This is a genomic window from Cellulomonas soli, from assembly GCF_052036975.1.
Taxonomy (GTDB): domain Bacteria; phylum Actinomycetota; class Actinomycetes; order Actinomycetales; family Cellulomonadaceae; genus Cellulomonas; species Cellulomonas soli_A.
Map to the genome: position 1 here is coordinate 162,106 of NZ_JBQIAR010000004.1, position 13,961 is coordinate 176,066.

Here is a 13,961-nt window from a genome sequence, read left to right on the forward strand (position 1 = left end):
TGCCGCAGGGAGCAACAGATGCCAGAGGAGGCAGCATGGACCTGATGACCACCGAGGAGGTTGCAGCCGAGACCCGTGTCCCGGTCAACACGCTCCGATACTACCGAGCGCGCGGTGCGGGCGAGGGCCCCCGGTCCGCCAAGTACGGCCGCCGGGTGATGTACCGCCGCGCCGACGTCGAGGCCTGGCTGCAGGAGCAGTACGAGGCCAGCAACCCCGGGGACGCGGCGTGACCACGCTGACCCCGAACACGAAGAAGCCCCCGCACCGGTTGCAGCCGGTCGAGGGCGTGATCCCAACCCCTGAGCAGGAGAACGAGATGAGCCCCACGGTACAGATCTCGACCGACAACGTCGAGCAGCTCGACTTCACCGAGGCGATCACGGCGCTGGAGTCCGCGCCCGTCGCCTCGACGGCCCACGACGACCTCGGCTGCTGGACGAAGGAGCTCGACGGCTCCTGGCGCTTCGACGGCGCCGACCACACCCGCGACGCGCAGTGGGTTGCGCGCACCGCGGTCGGGCATCTGAGCATCGAGGAGCCGATGCGGAAGGTCCGTCTGCCCGAGAAGTACGTCGAGCCCAACTTGGCCCGGTTCAACGCGCTGGCCGCGGCGCACCGCTCGATGGTGCTGCCGATCGGCTCGCCGGACCCGCGCGTCGACACCCCGTGCCCCGCGTGGTGCGAGGCCGATGGGGATCACACGGTGGGCGTCGGCTTCCCGGACCACACCTCGGAGCCCATCCGCGTGCCGCTGTACGCCAACGTTACGGCCCGGATCGACCACGTCATCGCGACCTCAGGATTCGACGTCACCCTCGGCGAGCGGGGCAACTCCCGCTTCAGCAGGACGCGCACCATCGGCCTGAAGCTCACGCGCAAGGTCCGCGGCGAGCAGGCGATGCGCACGGAGGACCTGGCCGAGATGTCGATCTCCGAGGCGCGCGCGCTCCGCGACGCCCTCGACGCCGCGATCTCGCTCGGTGAGCCCGACGGCGACTTCGAGGAAGCCCGGTGACCCCCCGCTGCCAGCGCTGCAAGCGCAAGTACCGCGGGCGTGGGGAGTGGAACGCCGTGTTCGCGAAGGGCGTCGTCGTCGCCTTCCTGTGCCCGACGTGCCAGGCGCCGGAGGAGAACGCGGAGGCCGTCATCAACGAGGCGACGATCGACTACTCGAAGGCGACGACCGACAACTTCGGCAGGCTCGTCGCACCGACGATCGGGGCCACCCGATGAGCGCCGCGCGCCCGTGGGACCAGGGTGTCCTGGACGTCGTGCACACCGACTGGCGCCCCTCGCGCCGCGACGCCCGGGAGGCCGTGCGTCAGGCCATCACCCTGTGCGCGCAGCGCAACGGCGGGCGGGTCCACATCGCGTGGTTCCGTGACGACCTGCCCGAGTGGGTCTCGCCCCCGAGCATCGGCGCGGCCGTCTCGTCCTGGACCGCGCAGGGGTACCTGCGCGACACCGAGGAGTGGGTCCCGATGGGTGGGCACGCCGGCAACGCGGGCAAGCCCGCACGCGTCCGCATCCTCCTTCGGCCGATCCCGTCCGAGACGCAGGGAGCAGCAGCATGAGCGACGACCAGGTGACCGTGTGGTGGGAGCCCCTGACCGAGGACCAGATCGCGCCGACGCCACCCAAGGGTGCCGCGATGCGGTGCGTCGAGTACCTGGCGCACGGCATGACGATCTCCGAGTGCCGCGAGTGCTTCCACTGGTCGGCGCACGTCGACATCGTGGACGGCGACGTGATCGTGCGCGAGTGGCACAAGCCCGAGTGCTCGACCGCCGAGGTCATCCGGCAGATGTGCGCCCGCTGCCACGACACGGTGGCCAACGGTCGCTACTGCCCCGAGTGCGGCCTCTACTCGGCGGAGGAGCCCGACTCGTGAGCGACGGCGCCCCGGCGCTGACGAAGCTGCAGTGGCAGAAGCGGCTCCGGGGCGCCGACATCACCAACACCGAGTACCGCATCCTCATGACGATCTGCAGCTACACGGACAAGTCGCTGAGCAACGCCCACCCCGGATGGGCGCGCATCGTCGCCGACTCGTGCATCACCGAGAAGACCGCCAAGAAGGCTGTGTTCTCGCTCATGGTCAAGGGCTGGCTCCGGCTCGTTGAGGCCGGCGGGAACCAGTACGGGAAGGGGCGTGCGAACGTCTACGCGCTCGCCGTCCCGTTGTCCACAAGGGGTGTAGCCGGTGCACCCCTTGACGACTTCCCGCCGAGTCCTGGAAGGGGGGTAATCGACGACCGAAGGGGGGTAATCGACGACCAGGGAAGGGGGGTAGCGGCTACACCCCCATCAGGAAGTACTTCTATCAGGGGCATGCATCATCATTCCGCTGTCCAAGTCCAGCGGGACCAACTCGCCAGCGAGCCGGTCGCCGATGATGACGATCCGTGGCAGCAGCAGACCCAGACGCCGACGTCCTGGCTTGACGCGATCGACGACTACGACGAGCTGGAAGCCTGGCTCGAGGAAGACCTCAGCATCGACGAGTACGAGCGAAGCACCGCACTGGGCATGTGGGGGAGCGGGTCACACCCCATCGCCATTCGGAACACCATCATCGCCAGCAGGAGGCAGACAGCATGAGTCGCAGACACGACGTCCACCAAGTCCTGCTCCTCGTGGCCGGCGGGCAGCCGCTCTCCGAGGTGCAGTGCGACCTCTACCTGAGCCTCACCCCCGAAGACCGGGCACGAGCGGTGGAGGACGCCAAGGGAGCGCAGCGCCTCTACAGGGAGATCGCCACCGACGGGAAGCTCGCGCAGATGATCCTCGGCCAGTACGGCATCGGCGACGACATCCCGTTCGGCGAGGCGATGCGGAAGATGGCGCCGGAGGACGCTCACGACATCGAGGTCCTCATGCAGGACATCGCCGCCAACCAGCGGATCACGAACGTGCTGTACGGCACCGAGTGGTCGGCGCCGGTGGAGGGATGGTGCTAGGCGTCAGGCAGACTCTCAAGCCAAGCGTCCAGGTCCTTCACCAGAATCAGGTACTTCCTCCCGGCAAGCTTGGCTCGGAGCGGCGGCGGGAAGTAGCGGTAGTCGCTCGTGTGGATCGCGCGCCTCAGAGTGGCTGCCGACACCCCTGTGGCGGTTGCCGCCTCGACGAGCGTGTACGACCTGCGTTCGATGGGTCTGTCCTTCACGGTCGCAAGGGTGTCACCGAGTGAGCGCCGCATGGGGCGGGAGGAAGGTAACCAACGCCAGGGCCTACTGGCGGGCCCGCCTCCCGCTCCCGTGCCGTCGCTGCGGACGCCCCGTCTACGCAGACAGCCGGTGGCACGTCGGGCACGTGCAGGACCGTGTGCTCGGTGGCGGGGACAGCGTCAGCAACCAGTGGCCCGAGCACGAGCGGTGCAATACCTCAGCAGGCGGGAAGCTCGGAGCCGCCATCACCAACGCGAGACGAGCACCAGTGCCTGACGGACGAGACCGGGGACTGCGCGGGGTCTAGTCCTGCAGGTCCCGCGCTGACCGCTTGATGCGCTCCGCGAGCTGCTTCACCTCGGCATCGTTCGTGCGCTCGATGATCTTGCGTGCCCAGCGTTCGATGTCGCGGGCGTCGTCCGCTCGCGTTTGGCTGGTCCACACGCCGTTGCGCATCTCCATGTGTCCGACGGTAGACCGCGGCGATCATGTTGGCGACGCCGCCAAGATGACGCGCGCCACACTCGGGGCATGACTCACGCCAACTACCCGCCAGCCCTACTGCGCCGCGAGGATGCCGCGGAGTACCTCGCGATCTCACCGCGCAAGCTCGATGACCTGCAGGCGCGCGGCCTGGTGATCCCGGTGGACTTCGACGGGATGAAGCGGTTCCGCCGCCAGGACCTCGACGACATGGCGCAACGCCTGCCCGACTGGGGTGTTTAGGGTCCGCCGGAAGCTCCTGCCCGTCGGCCCCTTCGCGTCTCTCTCCGTCCGTCCGTATCTGACAGAATGGGTACGTGGTGTCAGCAAATCCGACGTACCTGAGCGCGATCCCGCCGGGCACGGACCTCTCGGTCCTGGAGACCGGCGCCCGCGTGCTGCAGTTCGACGTGCACGAGCAGAACCGGCTGTTGGGTGGGGTGCTCGAGGCGCGCGACGAGGATGAGCTGCCGCTGTACCCGATCGTGGTGGTGCTGCAGCCGCGGCGGTCGGCCAAGACGACCGGCATCTGGGAGGTGCTGATCGGGCGGTGCCTCGATCGTCCGGGCACCGTGGTCCTGGCGACCGCGCAGGACGGCACGCGAGCGCGCGACCGGCTCAAGGACCAGATGCGACGGCTGCGGGGGCACGGGTTCCGGGACGCCACGCAGAAGCCGGGCGACGACGAGGGTGAGTTGCTGGGCCTGCTGTACTGGGGCAACGGTGACGAGCGCATCGAGTTCACCAACGGGTCGCGGCTGGTTACGGCGCCGCCGGTCGCGTCGGCGATCCGCGGTGAAGCGGCCGACGTGCTGTTCTTCGACGAGGCCGGCGAGCTGGACCTGGCGAAGTCCGAGGACCTGCTGTCCGGCGCGCTGCCGCTGCTGGACACGCGCCCGATGGGTCAGGCGATCATCGCGGGCACGCCGGCCAAGGAGCGGGCGGGCCTGTTCTGGGACACGTTGCAGGAGGGTCGCGCGGGGGAGCCGGGGACGGGGATCGTCGACTACTCGGTGCGCGACGACGAGGACGTCGTGATCGACGAGCAGGCCGCGATCGACGAGGGCGCGGATCTGCCGACCGAGTGGGCGCGCAAGAAGCTCGCCGACGGCACGGTGGTCGTGCTGAACGAGGACGTGCTGCGGCGGGTGCACCCGGGCATCGGGACGCTGACGACGATCGCGAAGATGCGCCAGCGCTTCACCAAGATGCAGGTCGCCCAGTTCGAGATGGAGTACCTGTGTCGCTTCCCGTTCTCCAGCGACTCGCGTGCCATCGACCCGGAGAAGTGGGCGTCGTGCGCATCGGACGTGCTCAAGCGCCCCGAGCGGGTGGGCATCGCGTTCAACGTGGCGCGCGACTCGACGTCGTCCTCGATCGCCTACGCCTGGCGCCTGCCGGACGGGCGTGCCGTGGTCGAGCTGGCCGACCACCGGCCGGGCACCTCGTGGCTGGCGAACACCGCGCACCGGGCGAGCAAGACCCACCCGCAGTGCCCGATCGCCTACGACCAGATCGGGGCGAACCTCGACCCGGCGGCGGCGCTGGACCGGATGAAGCCCAAGCCCCGTCAGGTGCCGCTGTCGATCGCCGTGCAGATCGCGGCGACGCAGCGGTTCATGTCCGAGCTGCGCGACGGCCGGCTCGTGCACTTCGAGGGTCAGGTCGACCTCGACCTCGCCGTGGAGAACACGACGTGGCGCGAGGCGGGGCGCTCCGGCCGCGCGTTCGGCGTGCGCGACCACAGTGCCGCGGCGATCAACCCGCTCGTGGCGTGCGTCCTGGCGCTGTGGCAGTACGACAAGCAGGGCGAGCGGCGATCGATGACCCTCGTCGCCTGATGTGACACGCCGTCAGTATCGATCTGACACGGATGTCGGATCTGTCATGTAGAATTCCCCACGTGGGGATCTTCTCGTGGTGGCGCACGGTCGAGCAGGCCGAGCGCTTCGCCACCCTCCAGCCCTCTCGGGCGTTGGCATCCCCGTTCGCAGGCGAGAGCACCCTGAGCCAGGCCGTCGTCCTCGACGACGTGTTCCGCGCGAAGGTCCAGCCCGTGACCCGCGCGGAAGCCATGTCCGTCCCCGCCATCGCCCGGGCCCGCAACCTCGTCTGCGGGGTCCTCGCCCGTCAGCCCATGAAGGCCTACCGGGGGACCGACCCGCTGCCCGAGCAGCCGACCTGGCTGACGCGCTCGCGGTACTTCCCGCCGCGGCTGCGCGCGCTGTGGACGATCGACGACTGCATCTTCTTCGGCTGGTCGCTGTGGGTCCTGGACCGCGGCGCGGCCGACACCTCTGGCCGGCGGCCGATCCTGGACGCCTACAGGGTCGATCCGGCCCGCTGGAAGATCGACCAGGGCCGCGTGATCGTCACCGACCGCACGGGCCAGGACTTCACGGTCCCTGACGACGGCTACGTGCTGATCCCCGGCCCGTCCGAGGGCCTGCTGACGATCGGTGCCGAGACGATCCGCGCGGCGCGCGACCTCGAGCGCATGTGGATGTCGCGGGTGAAGAACCCGACTCCCATCGTCGAGCTGCGCTACACCGACATCGACGCCGCCCCGACCGAGGACGAGGCCCGCGATGCCCGCGCCACGTACATCGCAGCCCGCCAGGACCCCGACGGCGTCGTGATGGTCACCCCGCCCGGGCTGGAGGTCGTCACCCACGGCGACAAGGGCCTGGAGCTGTTCGTGCAGGGCCGCAACGCGGTGTCCCTCGACGTGGCCCGGTTCTTCAACATGCCCGCCTCGATGCTCGACGCCTCGCAGGTCAACGGGTCCTCCATCGACTACGAGAACAACGCGATCGGTCGCAGCGCCTACTACGACATCACGTTGCGTACCTGGGCGCTGCCCATCGAGGAGGCGCTGTCTCAGGACGACGTCCTGCCCGCCGGGCAGTACGCCGCGTTCGACCTGTCCGCGCTCACCACACCCGACGCCGGCACGGGCCCGGCACTGGAGGACTGACCATGACCACGATGCAGGTCGGCGCCGAGCTGCTGCGCGCGTCCGCCGACGACCGGACGCTCACCTACAAGATCCTGCCCTACGGCACGGGCAACGCGACGAGCCTCGGGCGGCTGACCGCCTCGCGCGGCTGCCTGACGCTCCCGGACGACCCGTCGATGGTCAAGCTCAACGACCGGCACATCGACGACCGCATCCTGGCATCGGCCACCTCGCTGGAGTGGGGCCCCGACGCGCTCATCGCCTCGTTCCGGGTCGACGAGGGCCCCGCCGGCGACTCCCTGCTCGACGAGGCCGCCCGCGCCAAGGCGGGCGCCCCGGTCGGCGTCGAGCTGCGCGCCTCGGCGTCCGTCGAGGTCGACAACCCGGTCATCCGCGCGGGGCGCCTCCTCGGCGGCCTGCTGTCCGCCGTCGGCGCCGTCGTTCGTCCCGCGTTCCCCGGCGCGACCCTGCTCGCGGCCGACACCGGCGACCTGCCCGAGGACTTCCCGGGGTACCTCAAGCCGACCGAGTCGTCCTCGGAGTCGACCGAGGAACTCGTGATCAACGGCGTGACCTACGTCGTGAAGTCGACCAGCCAGCACAAGACCGAGGTCGCGCCCAAGGCGGGCGAGACCACCGACAACGCCGAGCAGTCGGCACAGGAGGGCAACGACATGGGCAACAGCCTGACCGCCTCGGCCGTCTCGGGTGCCGGGGTCCAGGCCCCGCACAACGGCGGGGACAAGAAGACGCAGAGCGCCGAGGAGGTCTTCCGACTCCTGGCGTCCTCGTTCAAGTCCGGCGGGCAGCCCAAGCTGCTGGCCGCGCTCGCGGACGTCGTGCACGACGACGGCGACAACGACGGCGACGGCCTCGGCGAGATCACCGCCGCGCCGGAGTGGCTCGGTGAGGTCTGGTCGAGCGTCCCCTACCAGCGCAAGTGGATCCCCCTGGTCGCGTCGGCGCCGCTGACCTCCTACCGGCAGAAGGGCTTCCACTTCGGCACCAAGCCCCTGGTGCAGAAGTACAGCGGCAACAAGGCCGCGATCCCGACCGGCGGCATGACGGCCACTCCGATCGACTACGTGACCGAGCGGTGGGCGCACGGCGCCGACCTGGACCGCCGCTACATCGACTTCGGCGACTCCGACGTCATCCGCGCCTTCGTCGAGGCGCAGGTCGAGTCCTACCGCAAGGAGACCGACCTCGACGTGCACGACGACCTGTTCGGCACGATCGCCACTCCGTTCGTGCCCGGCGCGGTGCCGGCCGGGGTCGACGCCGGGCTCGCCGCGCTGATCGACGGGGCCCTCACCCTCGTCGGCGACGACCTCAACCCGACGTTCGCGATCGTCGGCAAGGACCTGTACCGCAGCCTGCTGTTCACGCTCGAGCAGAAGGGCCTGAAGTTCCTCACGATGGCCCTGGGTCTGGAGGAGGGCAGCCTCGACGGCTTCCAGGTCCGTCCCTCCGGTCGCGCCAGCGCGCTGGGCAAGGTGCTCGTCGGTGACGGCAGCACGGTCGTGTTCAAGGAGTTCGGCGGCGGCACCCCGGTGCGCGTCGAGGCCGAGCACGTCGCCAACGGTGGGCGGGACCTGGCCGTCTTCGGCTACACGTCCCTGCAGGACCGCACCCCGGCGTCCGTGAACGGCGTCGTCGTGGCGGACCTGGTGCCGTGATGGCCCTGACCGACACCCAGCGCACCAACGCGCAGATCCTCGCCGCCCAGGGCGACACCCCCGAGCAGATCGCCAAGCTCGTGGCCGCCCCGCTCGACGAGGTGAAGAAGGCGCTGCCGAAGCCGAAGGCGCCGGCCAAGCCCACCGAGCAGGACTGACCCCGCCACCCGGGGCCGTGAGCGAGACGCCGCGGCCCCGGGTGCACCACAGGAAGGAAGGGCGGCATGGCACTGATCGGCTGGGTGGACCCCGAGGTGATCGACGTCGCCACCGAGTGGCGCGATGCCCCGTCCGACGACGCCGTGCTCGCCCGCTACCTGTCCTCGGCCTACGACCAGTGCCTCGCCTTCCTGCCGCACGCTCGCGACGCCCTCACCGGCGAGCTCGTGCCCGTCGTCCCGGACCCGGTGCCGGACCGGCTGCGACTGGCGCAGATCATGCAAGCCCGCGCCCTCTACAACGGGGCGGTCTCCGGGCCGAACGACCAGCAGGGCGAGGGCTCGTTCGGGGTCACCGTCTTCCCGATGGACTGGACCGTGAAGAACCTCCTGCGGCCCAAGCGCCTGGGGATGGTCCTGTGAACCTGCGCGAGGACCTCGTCGCCGCACTCACCGCCGGGCTGCCGGCGGGGGAGTGGCTGATCGTCGGCTACCCCGACACCCCGACCCGGGTCGAGAAGCGCACCGTCGCGGTGTGGTCCTCGCGGATCGCCCCGCAGGAGGGCCTGGGATCGGCGTACCGGCTCGACCAGACGATCGAGGTGCTCACCCCGAGGCAGGACGTGCGGCAAGCCGACGACGACCTCGACGACGCGCTCATGGCCGTGCTGGCCGTCCTGTGGCCGCTGACGTGGCTGTCGGTGGAGTCCGCCGAGCGCACCACCAACGACGAGAAGACCTACCACGCGTGGACGATCACCGTCCGCCGCGTGTTCACCGCCGCACCGGAGGAGTGACCATGCCCGTCAAGACCATCAACCCGTTCGTGATGAAGAACGTCGAACTCATCTTCGGCGCAGAGGGCGAGACCGCGGTCGCTCCGGCGACGGACACCGACTACCGGCAGGCCGTCGACCAGGTGACCCTGACGCCCTCGTCCTCCGGCACGGCCTGGACGGGGCTCGGCGGGAACACCTTCACCGACCAGTCCACCGCTACGTGGACGATGACCGCCGCGGGAGCCCAGGACTGGCTGACCGGCGGCTCTCTGGCCGAGCTGCTCTTCGACCACGAGGGCGAGCGCCGCCCGTACCTGCTGCGCCCCATCGCGGGCGAGGGTCCCTCGTTCGAGGGGATCGCGATCCTGACCCCGACGCAGGTCGGCGGCGCCGTGAACGCCGTGGCGCCGTTCTCCGTGACGATCGGCCTGACCGGCAAGCCGACCCGAGTCCCCGCGGTCTGAGCGGAGCCGGGACGTGGTGCTGAGCGCGAAGGGACAGCCCGAGCTGCGGGCTGCCTCGATCGCGCTCAAGCGCGTCAGCCGTGAGGTCCGCTCCGACATCAACGCCGCGCTCCGCCAGCAGGGCAACGACATCTGGCGCGGAGAGGTCGCCGGCAAGACCCGCACGAGCCTCGACACGGCCATCCTCGGGTCGAACGTGCGGGTCGCCGCCGGGAACCCGCCGGTGGCCATCGCGGCCGGGTCCCGGCGCCCCATCGGCCGCGGCAGGCGCCTCGTGCCCGACCGCTCCTGGGCCGCCTGGGAGTTCGGCACCGACAACAAGGACACGTACTCCCGATACGCGCGCAAGTCGAAGAACGGCGGGCGCCACCAGGTGGAGCGCCGCACGATGCGCGGCCTGCCGCCCCGGTACCGCAAGGGCCGCGTGCTGTACCCCGCGGTGAGGTCTGCCGCCCCCCGGGTCGCCTCGCTGCTCGTGAAGCTCGTGGTGTCCAAGGTCATGTCCGCAGCAGAAGGGAGCCGCTGAGATGGCGTTCAAGATCTCGTTCATCTCCGACGTGCGGGAGGTCGTGCGCGGCAACGAGGCCATGGAGAAGGGCTTCGACCAGACGGTCGACAGCCTCGACGGCATGACCCGGGCCGCGCAGAAGGCCGGGCAACGCACCGGGCAGGAACTCGACGGCATCGGCGACGACGCCCAGGAGGTCGCCAAGAAGCTCGAGCGGAAGTTCCGCGACGCGCTCGAGGACGTGGCTGATCGGTCCAAGCGCACCGGCGACGCCCTCGGCGACAACGTCAAGAGGGGCACGCGGCAGGCCGAGGACGGCGTGAAGGAGTTCGGCGACGAGGCCGAGAGCACCGCCAAGGAGGCGGCGGCGTCGTTCGATGGGTCGGCCGACTCGATCGCCGGGGCGTTCCAGGAGGTCGCCGCGAACGCGTTCGCCGGGTTCGGACCTGCGGGCGCTGCCGCCGGTCTGGCCGCCGCGGCTGGGATCGGCGTGCTGTGGTCCTCGATCCAGGAGAACGCCGCGGCCACGAAGCAGCGGGTCGAGGACATGTTCTCCGACATGGTTGAGTCGGGCGCCTCGGCGCTGTCGGACCAGTTCATCAACGACCAGCTCGCCAAGATCTACTCGGGCGCCGATGACGCCGCCGTGAAGCTGTCCGACCTGCGCCAGATGGCCAAGGACACCGGCATCGACGAAGCGCAGCTCGCCCGAGCGTTCGCCGGCGACCAGGATGCCCGGGTCGACGCCCTTGCCCGGGTGAAGAAGGCGTCCGAGGACGCGTTCCAGGCGACGTTCTCGATGGACCAGGAGCAAGTCGACTCGGCCACGAAGCGGCAGGCCGAGGTGTCCCGATGGATCGACGACCTGGAGAAACTCGGCGACAACTACGACTCGGCGGCCAACCGTGTTGACGGGTACACGCGCGCCGTCGAGGGCGTGCCGGGGACCGTCAACACCAAGATCAACGCCGAGACGGGTGAGGGTGTGCTCAAGGTCGAGGAGTTCCAGCGCCGGGCGCAGAGCCCGCTGGCCGCCTCGGTAGTCGTCACCGCCGACACGCGCGAACTGGACCGTGAGCTGGCCAAGCCGCGCACTGTGCGTGTCGGAGTCATGGCTCGCCCCGGTCAGCCGGCGGTGATCTGACGTGGCCACGATGACGCGCGGGGCGACGGTGCTGACCCCGGTGGACGTGCTCGGCTGGTCCCTGTCGCGTCCGTCGCGCTCGGTCGTGCATGACCTGCTGGGCACGGACGAGGTCGAGGTGACGGTGCGCCCGGCCGGTCCGCGCACGGGCACCCTGCGCACGCTGTGGACCGACCACACGTCGGCGCTGGCCGCTGCTGCCGCGCTCGCTGTGCCTGGTGGCGCGTGGGTCGTGGCAGTGCCGGAGCGTCCGGGCCTGTCGATGACGGCGCTGGTGACCGGTGACGTGGATGAGTCGTCGCTGAGCGACGACGGTGCCGGGTGGGCTGTCGACGTCACGGTCACGGAGGTGTGACGTGCCGGTCTCGATGCTGACCGCCACCGCCTACGTCGCCGGTGAGAGCGTCCCGTGCGGCTCGACGAGGGTCGTGCTCGACGAGGGTTGGGCGCCGCACGTGGCCGCGCAGCTCACCATCCCGTACACCCCGGAGCGGGCAGCCGCCCTCGACCCGCGCACGGGTGCCCGGGTGCTCGTGGAGGTCTCGCGCCGCTGGCACGGCGGGCTGACCCTGGGCGACCTGTCCGAGGCGTGGGAGGGCATGACGCTGGCGGACCTGTCCGCCGAGTGGGTGAGCTACACGCTGGCAGACCTGACGGTCCTGTGGGGTGCGCCGTGGGATGCCGGGTGGTGGCCGCCGGACACGCTGACGGCGGACCTCGGGGTGCGTGAGCGCACGATCGACTACGCCGCCGCGACCATCAGCGTCCGTGCGGCCTCCGACGAGCTGCTCGCGCAGGACGCCCGCATCGTCATGTCGCGCCCGGTGGAGGCCCTGCCGACGCGCATCCTGGCCGTCCTCGCCGCCGCCTCGATCACCGTCACCGCGCACGACTTGGCTGCCGCCGCCCCGTTCGTGTCGATGGCCGCGGCCGAGGTCGAGCTGACGCAGTCGGTGTGGGACTTCCTGGTCGCGCAGGTCACCCCGCTCGGTCTGCGCCTGTGGTGCGACGAGACGCGCACCTGGCGGTGCACCGTCGCCGACGTGGCACCGACCGCGAGCGTGGCCCTGCCCCGCGTCACCTCGTGCACGGACTCGATCGACCGCGACGGCGACTGGCACGACGCCATCGTGTGGACAGGGCGCGGCATCAACGACGACGGGATCTCCATCGTCGACACCCGGCACTACCCGGACCCCATCCCGGCGGGCGCCCGCGTGCAGTACGTCGAGGTCGACTACGGGCAGGCCGGCGCGGCCCTGCCGATGCCGTCCACCGACGAGCTGGCGCAGCGTCTGGCGCTGAGCAGCGCCCGTGAGCGGGTCCTGACGATCACCGCACCGGCTGACCCGACGATCCGGCCCGGCGTCGGGCTGGTCACCGGCGCCCCGTCGCTGCCTGCCATGGACACCGTCGCCGCACGCGTCGAGCTGGACGTGCCCGCCGACACCATCACGATCACCACCCGCTCGACCACGGAGGCCTGACCGATGCCCCTCGACCCCACCAGCGGCACGTGGATGTACACGGCCGCCGACTCGGCCGCCCCGGCGCCCACCCTGTTCAACTTGCTCGCCACGAGCGTCCGGGACGTCGTCGCGTCGCTGCGGGCCTCGCGCACCGCCCTCGGCACCGTGCTGAGCGACAAGAGCAGCTTGGACCAGACGGGGGCGGTCAGTGCCGACGTCGTCCACGCCGACGTCGAGGTCGTCCTGACGGCGGGCACATGGCTCGTGCAGGGCGGCGCCACCCTCATCAACGGCACCGCGGCCGACTGGGCCTGTGCCGGGCTGTGGAACCAGACCAGCGGCGCGGAGGTGGCCGACTCGCGCGGCGCCGGCGGCGTCACGTCGACCACCATCGGCATCCCCGCCGACACCCGCCCTGTCGTGCTCACCGTGGTCGCCAACACCGCGATCCGCGTCAAGGCCTACCGCAACGGAGGCAGCTCGCTGAAGTTCAACGGCACCGGCGTCGCGGGTGCACCCGCCGCCTGGCTCACCGCCACGAGGCTCAAGTGATCGCCCCCGCCGTGGTGGTCACGGTCGCGCCGGGCGCGTGGCTCGCGCCGGGCGCAGCTGCGTCCTACGCACGTGCACGGGCCGCCGGGTGCCCGGCCGGGATCACCTCGGCCGGTCGCACCCGCGCCGAGCAGGAGGACCTGTACGCCGACCTGCTCGCCGGACGCCGCACCGAGTCCGTGGCTGTCCCGGGCACCTCACGGCACGAGCGCGGCACCGCCCTCGACCTGCCCGCCCGTGGCCCCCGCGAGTGGATGACCGCCCACGGTGCCGACTACGGCTGGATCGGCGGCATCGTGCCTGGCGAGCTGTGGCACTTCGAGTACCAGGCCAGCAGGGACCGGCATCTGACCGACGCACCACCCACCATCGCGGCGCCCGCGATGGCCACCCAGGAGGAGGACGACCACATGCTCATGCTCGCCCGACAGGACGGAGACCCCAGGGTCTGGGTCGGTGACGGCATCACCCGCCGCCACGTGAAGGACCCCGTCGAGCTGGCGGACATCCAGTACAAGATCCGCACGGGCGCGCTCAAGGGCACGCCCGACGTGCAGGTCGTGTCCCGCATCGCCTGGCTCGGGAAGGAGATCTGA

General features: G+C 70.7%; 24 protein-coding genes. 22 read left to right on the forward strand and 2 right to left on the reverse strand.

Going from position 1 to position 13,961, the window contains the following annotated elements; genetic code table 11:
- Window positions 1–35 precede the first annotated feature (35 nt).
- The 7 genes from ACTHAM_RS06140 to ACTHAM_RS06170 are packed head-to-tail and all read left to right on the forward strand — an operon-like array spanning window position 36 to window position 2,963.
- Window positions 36–233: a helix-turn-helix domain-containing protein gene (locus ACTHAM_RS06140; RefSeq protein WP_440685413.1), complete on the forward strand. Its 198-nt coding sequence runs from the start codon at window positions 36–38 to the stop codon at window positions 231–233.
- Window positions 230–1,018, forward strand: coding sequence for a hypothetical protein (locus tag ACTHAM_RS06145; RefSeq protein ID WP_440685415.1), 789 nt, complete (start codon window positions 230–232; stop codon window positions 1,016–1,018). The genes ACTHAM_RS06140 and ACTHAM_RS06145 overlap by 4 nt, the downstream gene beginning before the upstream one ends.
- Window positions 1,015–1,236, forward strand: coding sequence for a hypothetical protein (locus ACTHAM_RS06150; RefSeq protein WP_440685417.1), 222 nt, complete (start codon window positions 1,015–1,017; stop codon window positions 1,234–1,236). Before ACTHAM_RS06145 ends, ACTHAM_RS06150 begins: the two co-directional genes overlap by 4 nt.
- Complete coding sequence (locus tag ACTHAM_RS06155; RefSeq protein WP_440685419.1) at window positions 1,233–1,577, forward strand: hypothetical protein; 345 nt, start codon at window positions 1,233–1,235, stop codon at window positions 1,575–1,577. The genes ACTHAM_RS06150 and ACTHAM_RS06155 overlap by 4 nt, the downstream gene beginning before the upstream one ends.
- On the forward strand, window positions 1,574–1,894 hold the full coding sequence (locus ACTHAM_RS06160) for a hypothetical protein (protein ID WP_440685421.1): 321 nt from the start codon (window positions 1,574–1,576) through the stop codon (window positions 1,892–1,894). The genes ACTHAM_RS06155 and ACTHAM_RS06160 overlap by 4 nt, the downstream gene beginning before the upstream one ends.
- On the forward strand, window positions 1,891–2,604 hold the full coding sequence (locus tag ACTHAM_RS06165) for a hypothetical protein (RefSeq protein WP_440685423.1): 714 nt from the start codon (window positions 1,891–1,893) through the stop codon (window positions 2,602–2,604). The genes ACTHAM_RS06160 and ACTHAM_RS06165 overlap by 4 nt, the downstream gene beginning before the upstream one ends.
- Window positions 2,601–2,963 carry a hypothetical protein gene (locus ACTHAM_RS06170; protein ID WP_440685425.1) on the forward strand — a complete coding sequence of 121 codons (363 nt, stop codon included), beginning with the start codon at window positions 2,601–2,603 and terminating at the stop codon, window positions 2,961–2,963. Before ACTHAM_RS06165 ends, ACTHAM_RS06170 begins: the two co-directional genes overlap by 4 nt.
- On the opposite strand, the gene ACTHAM_RS06175 is transcribed toward ACTHAM_RS06170, so the two are convergent.
- Window positions 2,960–3,169: a helix-turn-helix domain-containing protein gene (locus tag ACTHAM_RS06175; protein WP_440685426.1), complete on the reverse strand. Its 210-nt coding sequence runs from the start codon at window positions 3,167–3,169 to the stop codon at window positions 2,960–2,962. The genes ACTHAM_RS06170 and ACTHAM_RS06175 overlap by 4 nt on opposite strands.
- Before the next feature lie 20 nt (window positions 3,170–3,189).
- Here ACTHAM_RS06175 and ACTHAM_RS06180 point away from each other — a divergent pair, with 20 nt between their 5' ends.
- Window positions 3,190–3,477 (forward strand): HNH endonuclease, encoded by a 288-nt coding sequence (locus ACTHAM_RS06180; RefSeq protein WP_440685428.1) that lies wholly within the window; start codon window positions 3,190–3,192, stop codon window positions 3,475–3,477.
- Here ACTHAM_RS06180 and ACTHAM_RS06185 read toward each other — a convergent pair.
- Window positions 3,474–3,632, reverse strand: coding sequence for a hypothetical protein (locus ACTHAM_RS06185; protein WP_440685430.1), 159 nt, complete (start codon window positions 3,630–3,632; stop codon window positions 3,474–3,476). The genes ACTHAM_RS06180 and ACTHAM_RS06185 overlap by 4 nt on opposite strands.
- 69 nt (window positions 3,633–3,701) lie before the next feature.
- Here ACTHAM_RS06185 and ACTHAM_RS06190 point away from each other — a divergent pair, with 69 nt between their 5' ends.
- The 14 genes from ACTHAM_RS06190 (at window position 3,702) to ACTHAM_RS06255 (ending at window position 13,961) form a co-directional block, all read left to right on the forward strand.
- Entirely contained in the window at window positions 3,702–3,896 is a 195-nt protein-coding gene (locus ACTHAM_RS06190; RefSeq protein WP_440685432.1) for a helix-turn-helix domain-containing protein, read from the forward strand.
- Between the two features lie 74 nt (window positions 3,897–3,970).
- Complete coding sequence (locus ACTHAM_RS06195; protein ID WP_440685434.1) at window positions 3,971–5,494, forward strand: hypothetical protein; 1,524 nt, start codon at window positions 3,971–3,973, stop codon at window positions 5,492–5,494.
- A 62-nt stretch (window positions 5,495–5,556) separates the two neighbouring features.
- Window positions 5,557–6,630 (forward strand): phage portal protein, encoded by a 1,074-nt coding sequence (locus ACTHAM_RS06200; protein ID WP_440685436.1) that lies wholly within the window; start codon window positions 5,557–5,559, stop codon window positions 6,628–6,630.
- Window positions 6,631–6,632: 2 nt separating this feature from the next.
- A complete protein-coding gene (locus ACTHAM_RS06205; RefSeq protein WP_440685438.1) occupies window positions 6,633–8,291 on the forward strand; it encodes a phage major capsid protein in 1,659 nt (552 codons plus the stop codon).
- Complete coding sequence (locus tag ACTHAM_RS06210) at window positions 8,291–8,449, forward strand: hypothetical protein (RefSeq protein WP_440685440.1); 159 nt, start codon at window positions 8,291–8,293, stop codon at window positions 8,447–8,449. The genes ACTHAM_RS06205 and ACTHAM_RS06210 overlap by 1 nt, the downstream gene beginning before the upstream one ends.
- Window positions 8,450–8,515: 66 nt before the next feature.
- Window positions 8,516–8,872 (forward strand): hypothetical protein, encoded by a 357-nt coding sequence (locus ACTHAM_RS06215; RefSeq protein ID WP_440685442.1) that lies wholly within the window; start codon window positions 8,516–8,518, stop codon window positions 8,870–8,872.
- Window positions 8,869–9,246 carry a hypothetical protein gene (locus ACTHAM_RS06220; RefSeq protein ID WP_440685443.1) on the forward strand — a complete coding sequence of 126 codons (378 nt, stop codon included), beginning with the start codon at window positions 8,869–8,871 and terminating at the stop codon, window positions 9,244–9,246. Before ACTHAM_RS06215 ends, ACTHAM_RS06220 begins: the two co-directional genes overlap by 4 nt.
- A gap of 2 nt (window positions 9,247–9,248) precedes the next feature.
- Window positions 9,249–9,692: a hypothetical protein gene (locus tag ACTHAM_RS06225; protein WP_440685445.1), complete on the forward strand. Its 444-nt coding sequence runs from the start codon at window positions 9,249–9,251 to the stop codon at window positions 9,690–9,692.
- Window positions 9,693–9,705: 13 nt separating this feature from the next.
- Window positions 9,706–10,218: a hypothetical protein gene (locus ACTHAM_RS06230; RefSeq protein ID WP_440685447.1), complete on the forward strand. Its 513-nt coding sequence runs from the start codon at window positions 9,706–9,708 to the stop codon at window positions 10,216–10,218.
- 1 nt (window position 10,219) lies between these two features.
- Window positions 10,220–11,344 carry a hypothetical protein gene (locus tag ACTHAM_RS06235; RefSeq protein ID WP_440685449.1) on the forward strand — a complete coding sequence of 375 codons (1,125 nt, stop codon included), beginning with the start codon at window positions 10,220–10,222 and terminating at the stop codon, window positions 11,342–11,344.
- Window position 11,345: 1 nt separating this feature from the next.
- Window positions 11,346–11,699, forward strand: a complete 354-nt coding sequence (locus ACTHAM_RS06240; protein ID WP_440685451.1) for a hypothetical protein — start codon at window positions 11,346–11,348, stop codon at window positions 11,697–11,699.
- Between the two features lies 1 nt (window position 11,700).
- The gene (locus tag ACTHAM_RS06245; RefSeq protein WP_440685453.1) at window positions 11,701–12,831 is read left to right on the forward strand and encodes a hypothetical protein; all 1,131 of its coding nucleotides are present in this window, start codon (window positions 11,701–11,703) and stop codon (window positions 12,829–12,831) included.
- A 3-nt stretch (window positions 12,832–12,834) separates the two neighbouring features.
- Window positions 12,835–13,365: a hypothetical protein gene (locus tag ACTHAM_RS06250; protein WP_440685455.1), complete on the forward strand. Its 531-nt coding sequence runs from the start codon at window positions 12,835–12,837 to the stop codon at window positions 13,363–13,365.
- The gene (locus ACTHAM_RS06255) at window positions 13,362–13,961 is read left to right on the forward strand and encodes a M15 family metallopeptidase (RefSeq protein ID WP_440685457.1); all 600 of its coding nucleotides are present in this window, start codon (window positions 13,362–13,364) and stop codon (window positions 13,959–13,961) included. Before ACTHAM_RS06250 ends, ACTHAM_RS06255 begins: the two co-directional genes overlap by 4 nt.

Excerpts from the sequence above, each read along its gene's own strand:
- ACTHAM_RS06140 (WP_440685413.1), top strand. The coding sequence starts at position 36 with ATGGACCTGATGACCACCGAGGAGGTTGCAGCCGAGACCCGTGTCCCG.
- ACTHAM_RS06155 (WP_440685419.1), top strand. The coding sequence starts at position 1,233 with ATGAGCGCCGCGCGCCCGTGGGACCAGGGTGTCCTGGACGTCGTGCAC.
- ACTHAM_RS06160 (WP_440685421.1), top strand. The coding sequence starts at position 1,574 with ATGAGCGACGACCAGGTGACCGTGTGGTGGGAGCCCCTGACCGAGGAC.
- ACTHAM_RS06170 (WP_440685425.1), top strand. The coding sequence starts at position 2,601 with ATGAGTCGCAGACACGACGTCCACCAAGTCCTGCTCCTCGTGGCCGGC.
- ACTHAM_RS06185 (WP_440685430.1), bottom strand. The coding sequence starts at position 3,632 with ATGGAGATGCGCAACGGCGTGTGGACCAGCCAAACGCGAGCGGACGAC.
- ACTHAM_RS06190 (WP_440685432.1), top strand. The coding sequence starts at position 3,702 with ATGACTCACGCCAACTACCCGCCAGCCCTACTGCGCCGCGAGGATGCC.
- ACTHAM_RS06205 (WP_440685438.1), top strand. The coding sequence starts at position 6,633 with ATGACCACGATGCAGGTCGGCGCCGAGCTGCTGCGCGCGTCCGCCGAC.
- ACTHAM_RS06210 (WP_440685440.1), top strand. The coding sequence starts at position 8,291 with ATGGCCCTGACCGACACCCAGCGCACCAACGCGCAGATCCTCGCCGCC.
- ACTHAM_RS06215 (WP_440685442.1), top strand. The coding sequence starts at position 8,516 with ATGGCACTGATCGGCTGGGTGGACCCCGAGGTGATCGACGTCGCCACC.
- ACTHAM_RS06225 (WP_440685445.1), top strand. The coding sequence starts at position 9,249 with ATGCCCGTCAAGACCATCAACCCGTTCGTGATGAAGAACGTCGAACTC.
- ACTHAM_RS06235 (WP_440685449.1), top strand. The coding sequence starts at position 10,220 with ATGGCGTTCAAGATCTCGTTCATCTCCGACGTGCGGGAGGTCGTGCGC.
- ACTHAM_RS06250 (WP_440685455.1), top strand. The coding sequence starts at position 12,835 with ATGCCCCTCGACCCCACCAGCGGCACGTGGATGTACACGGCCGCCGAC.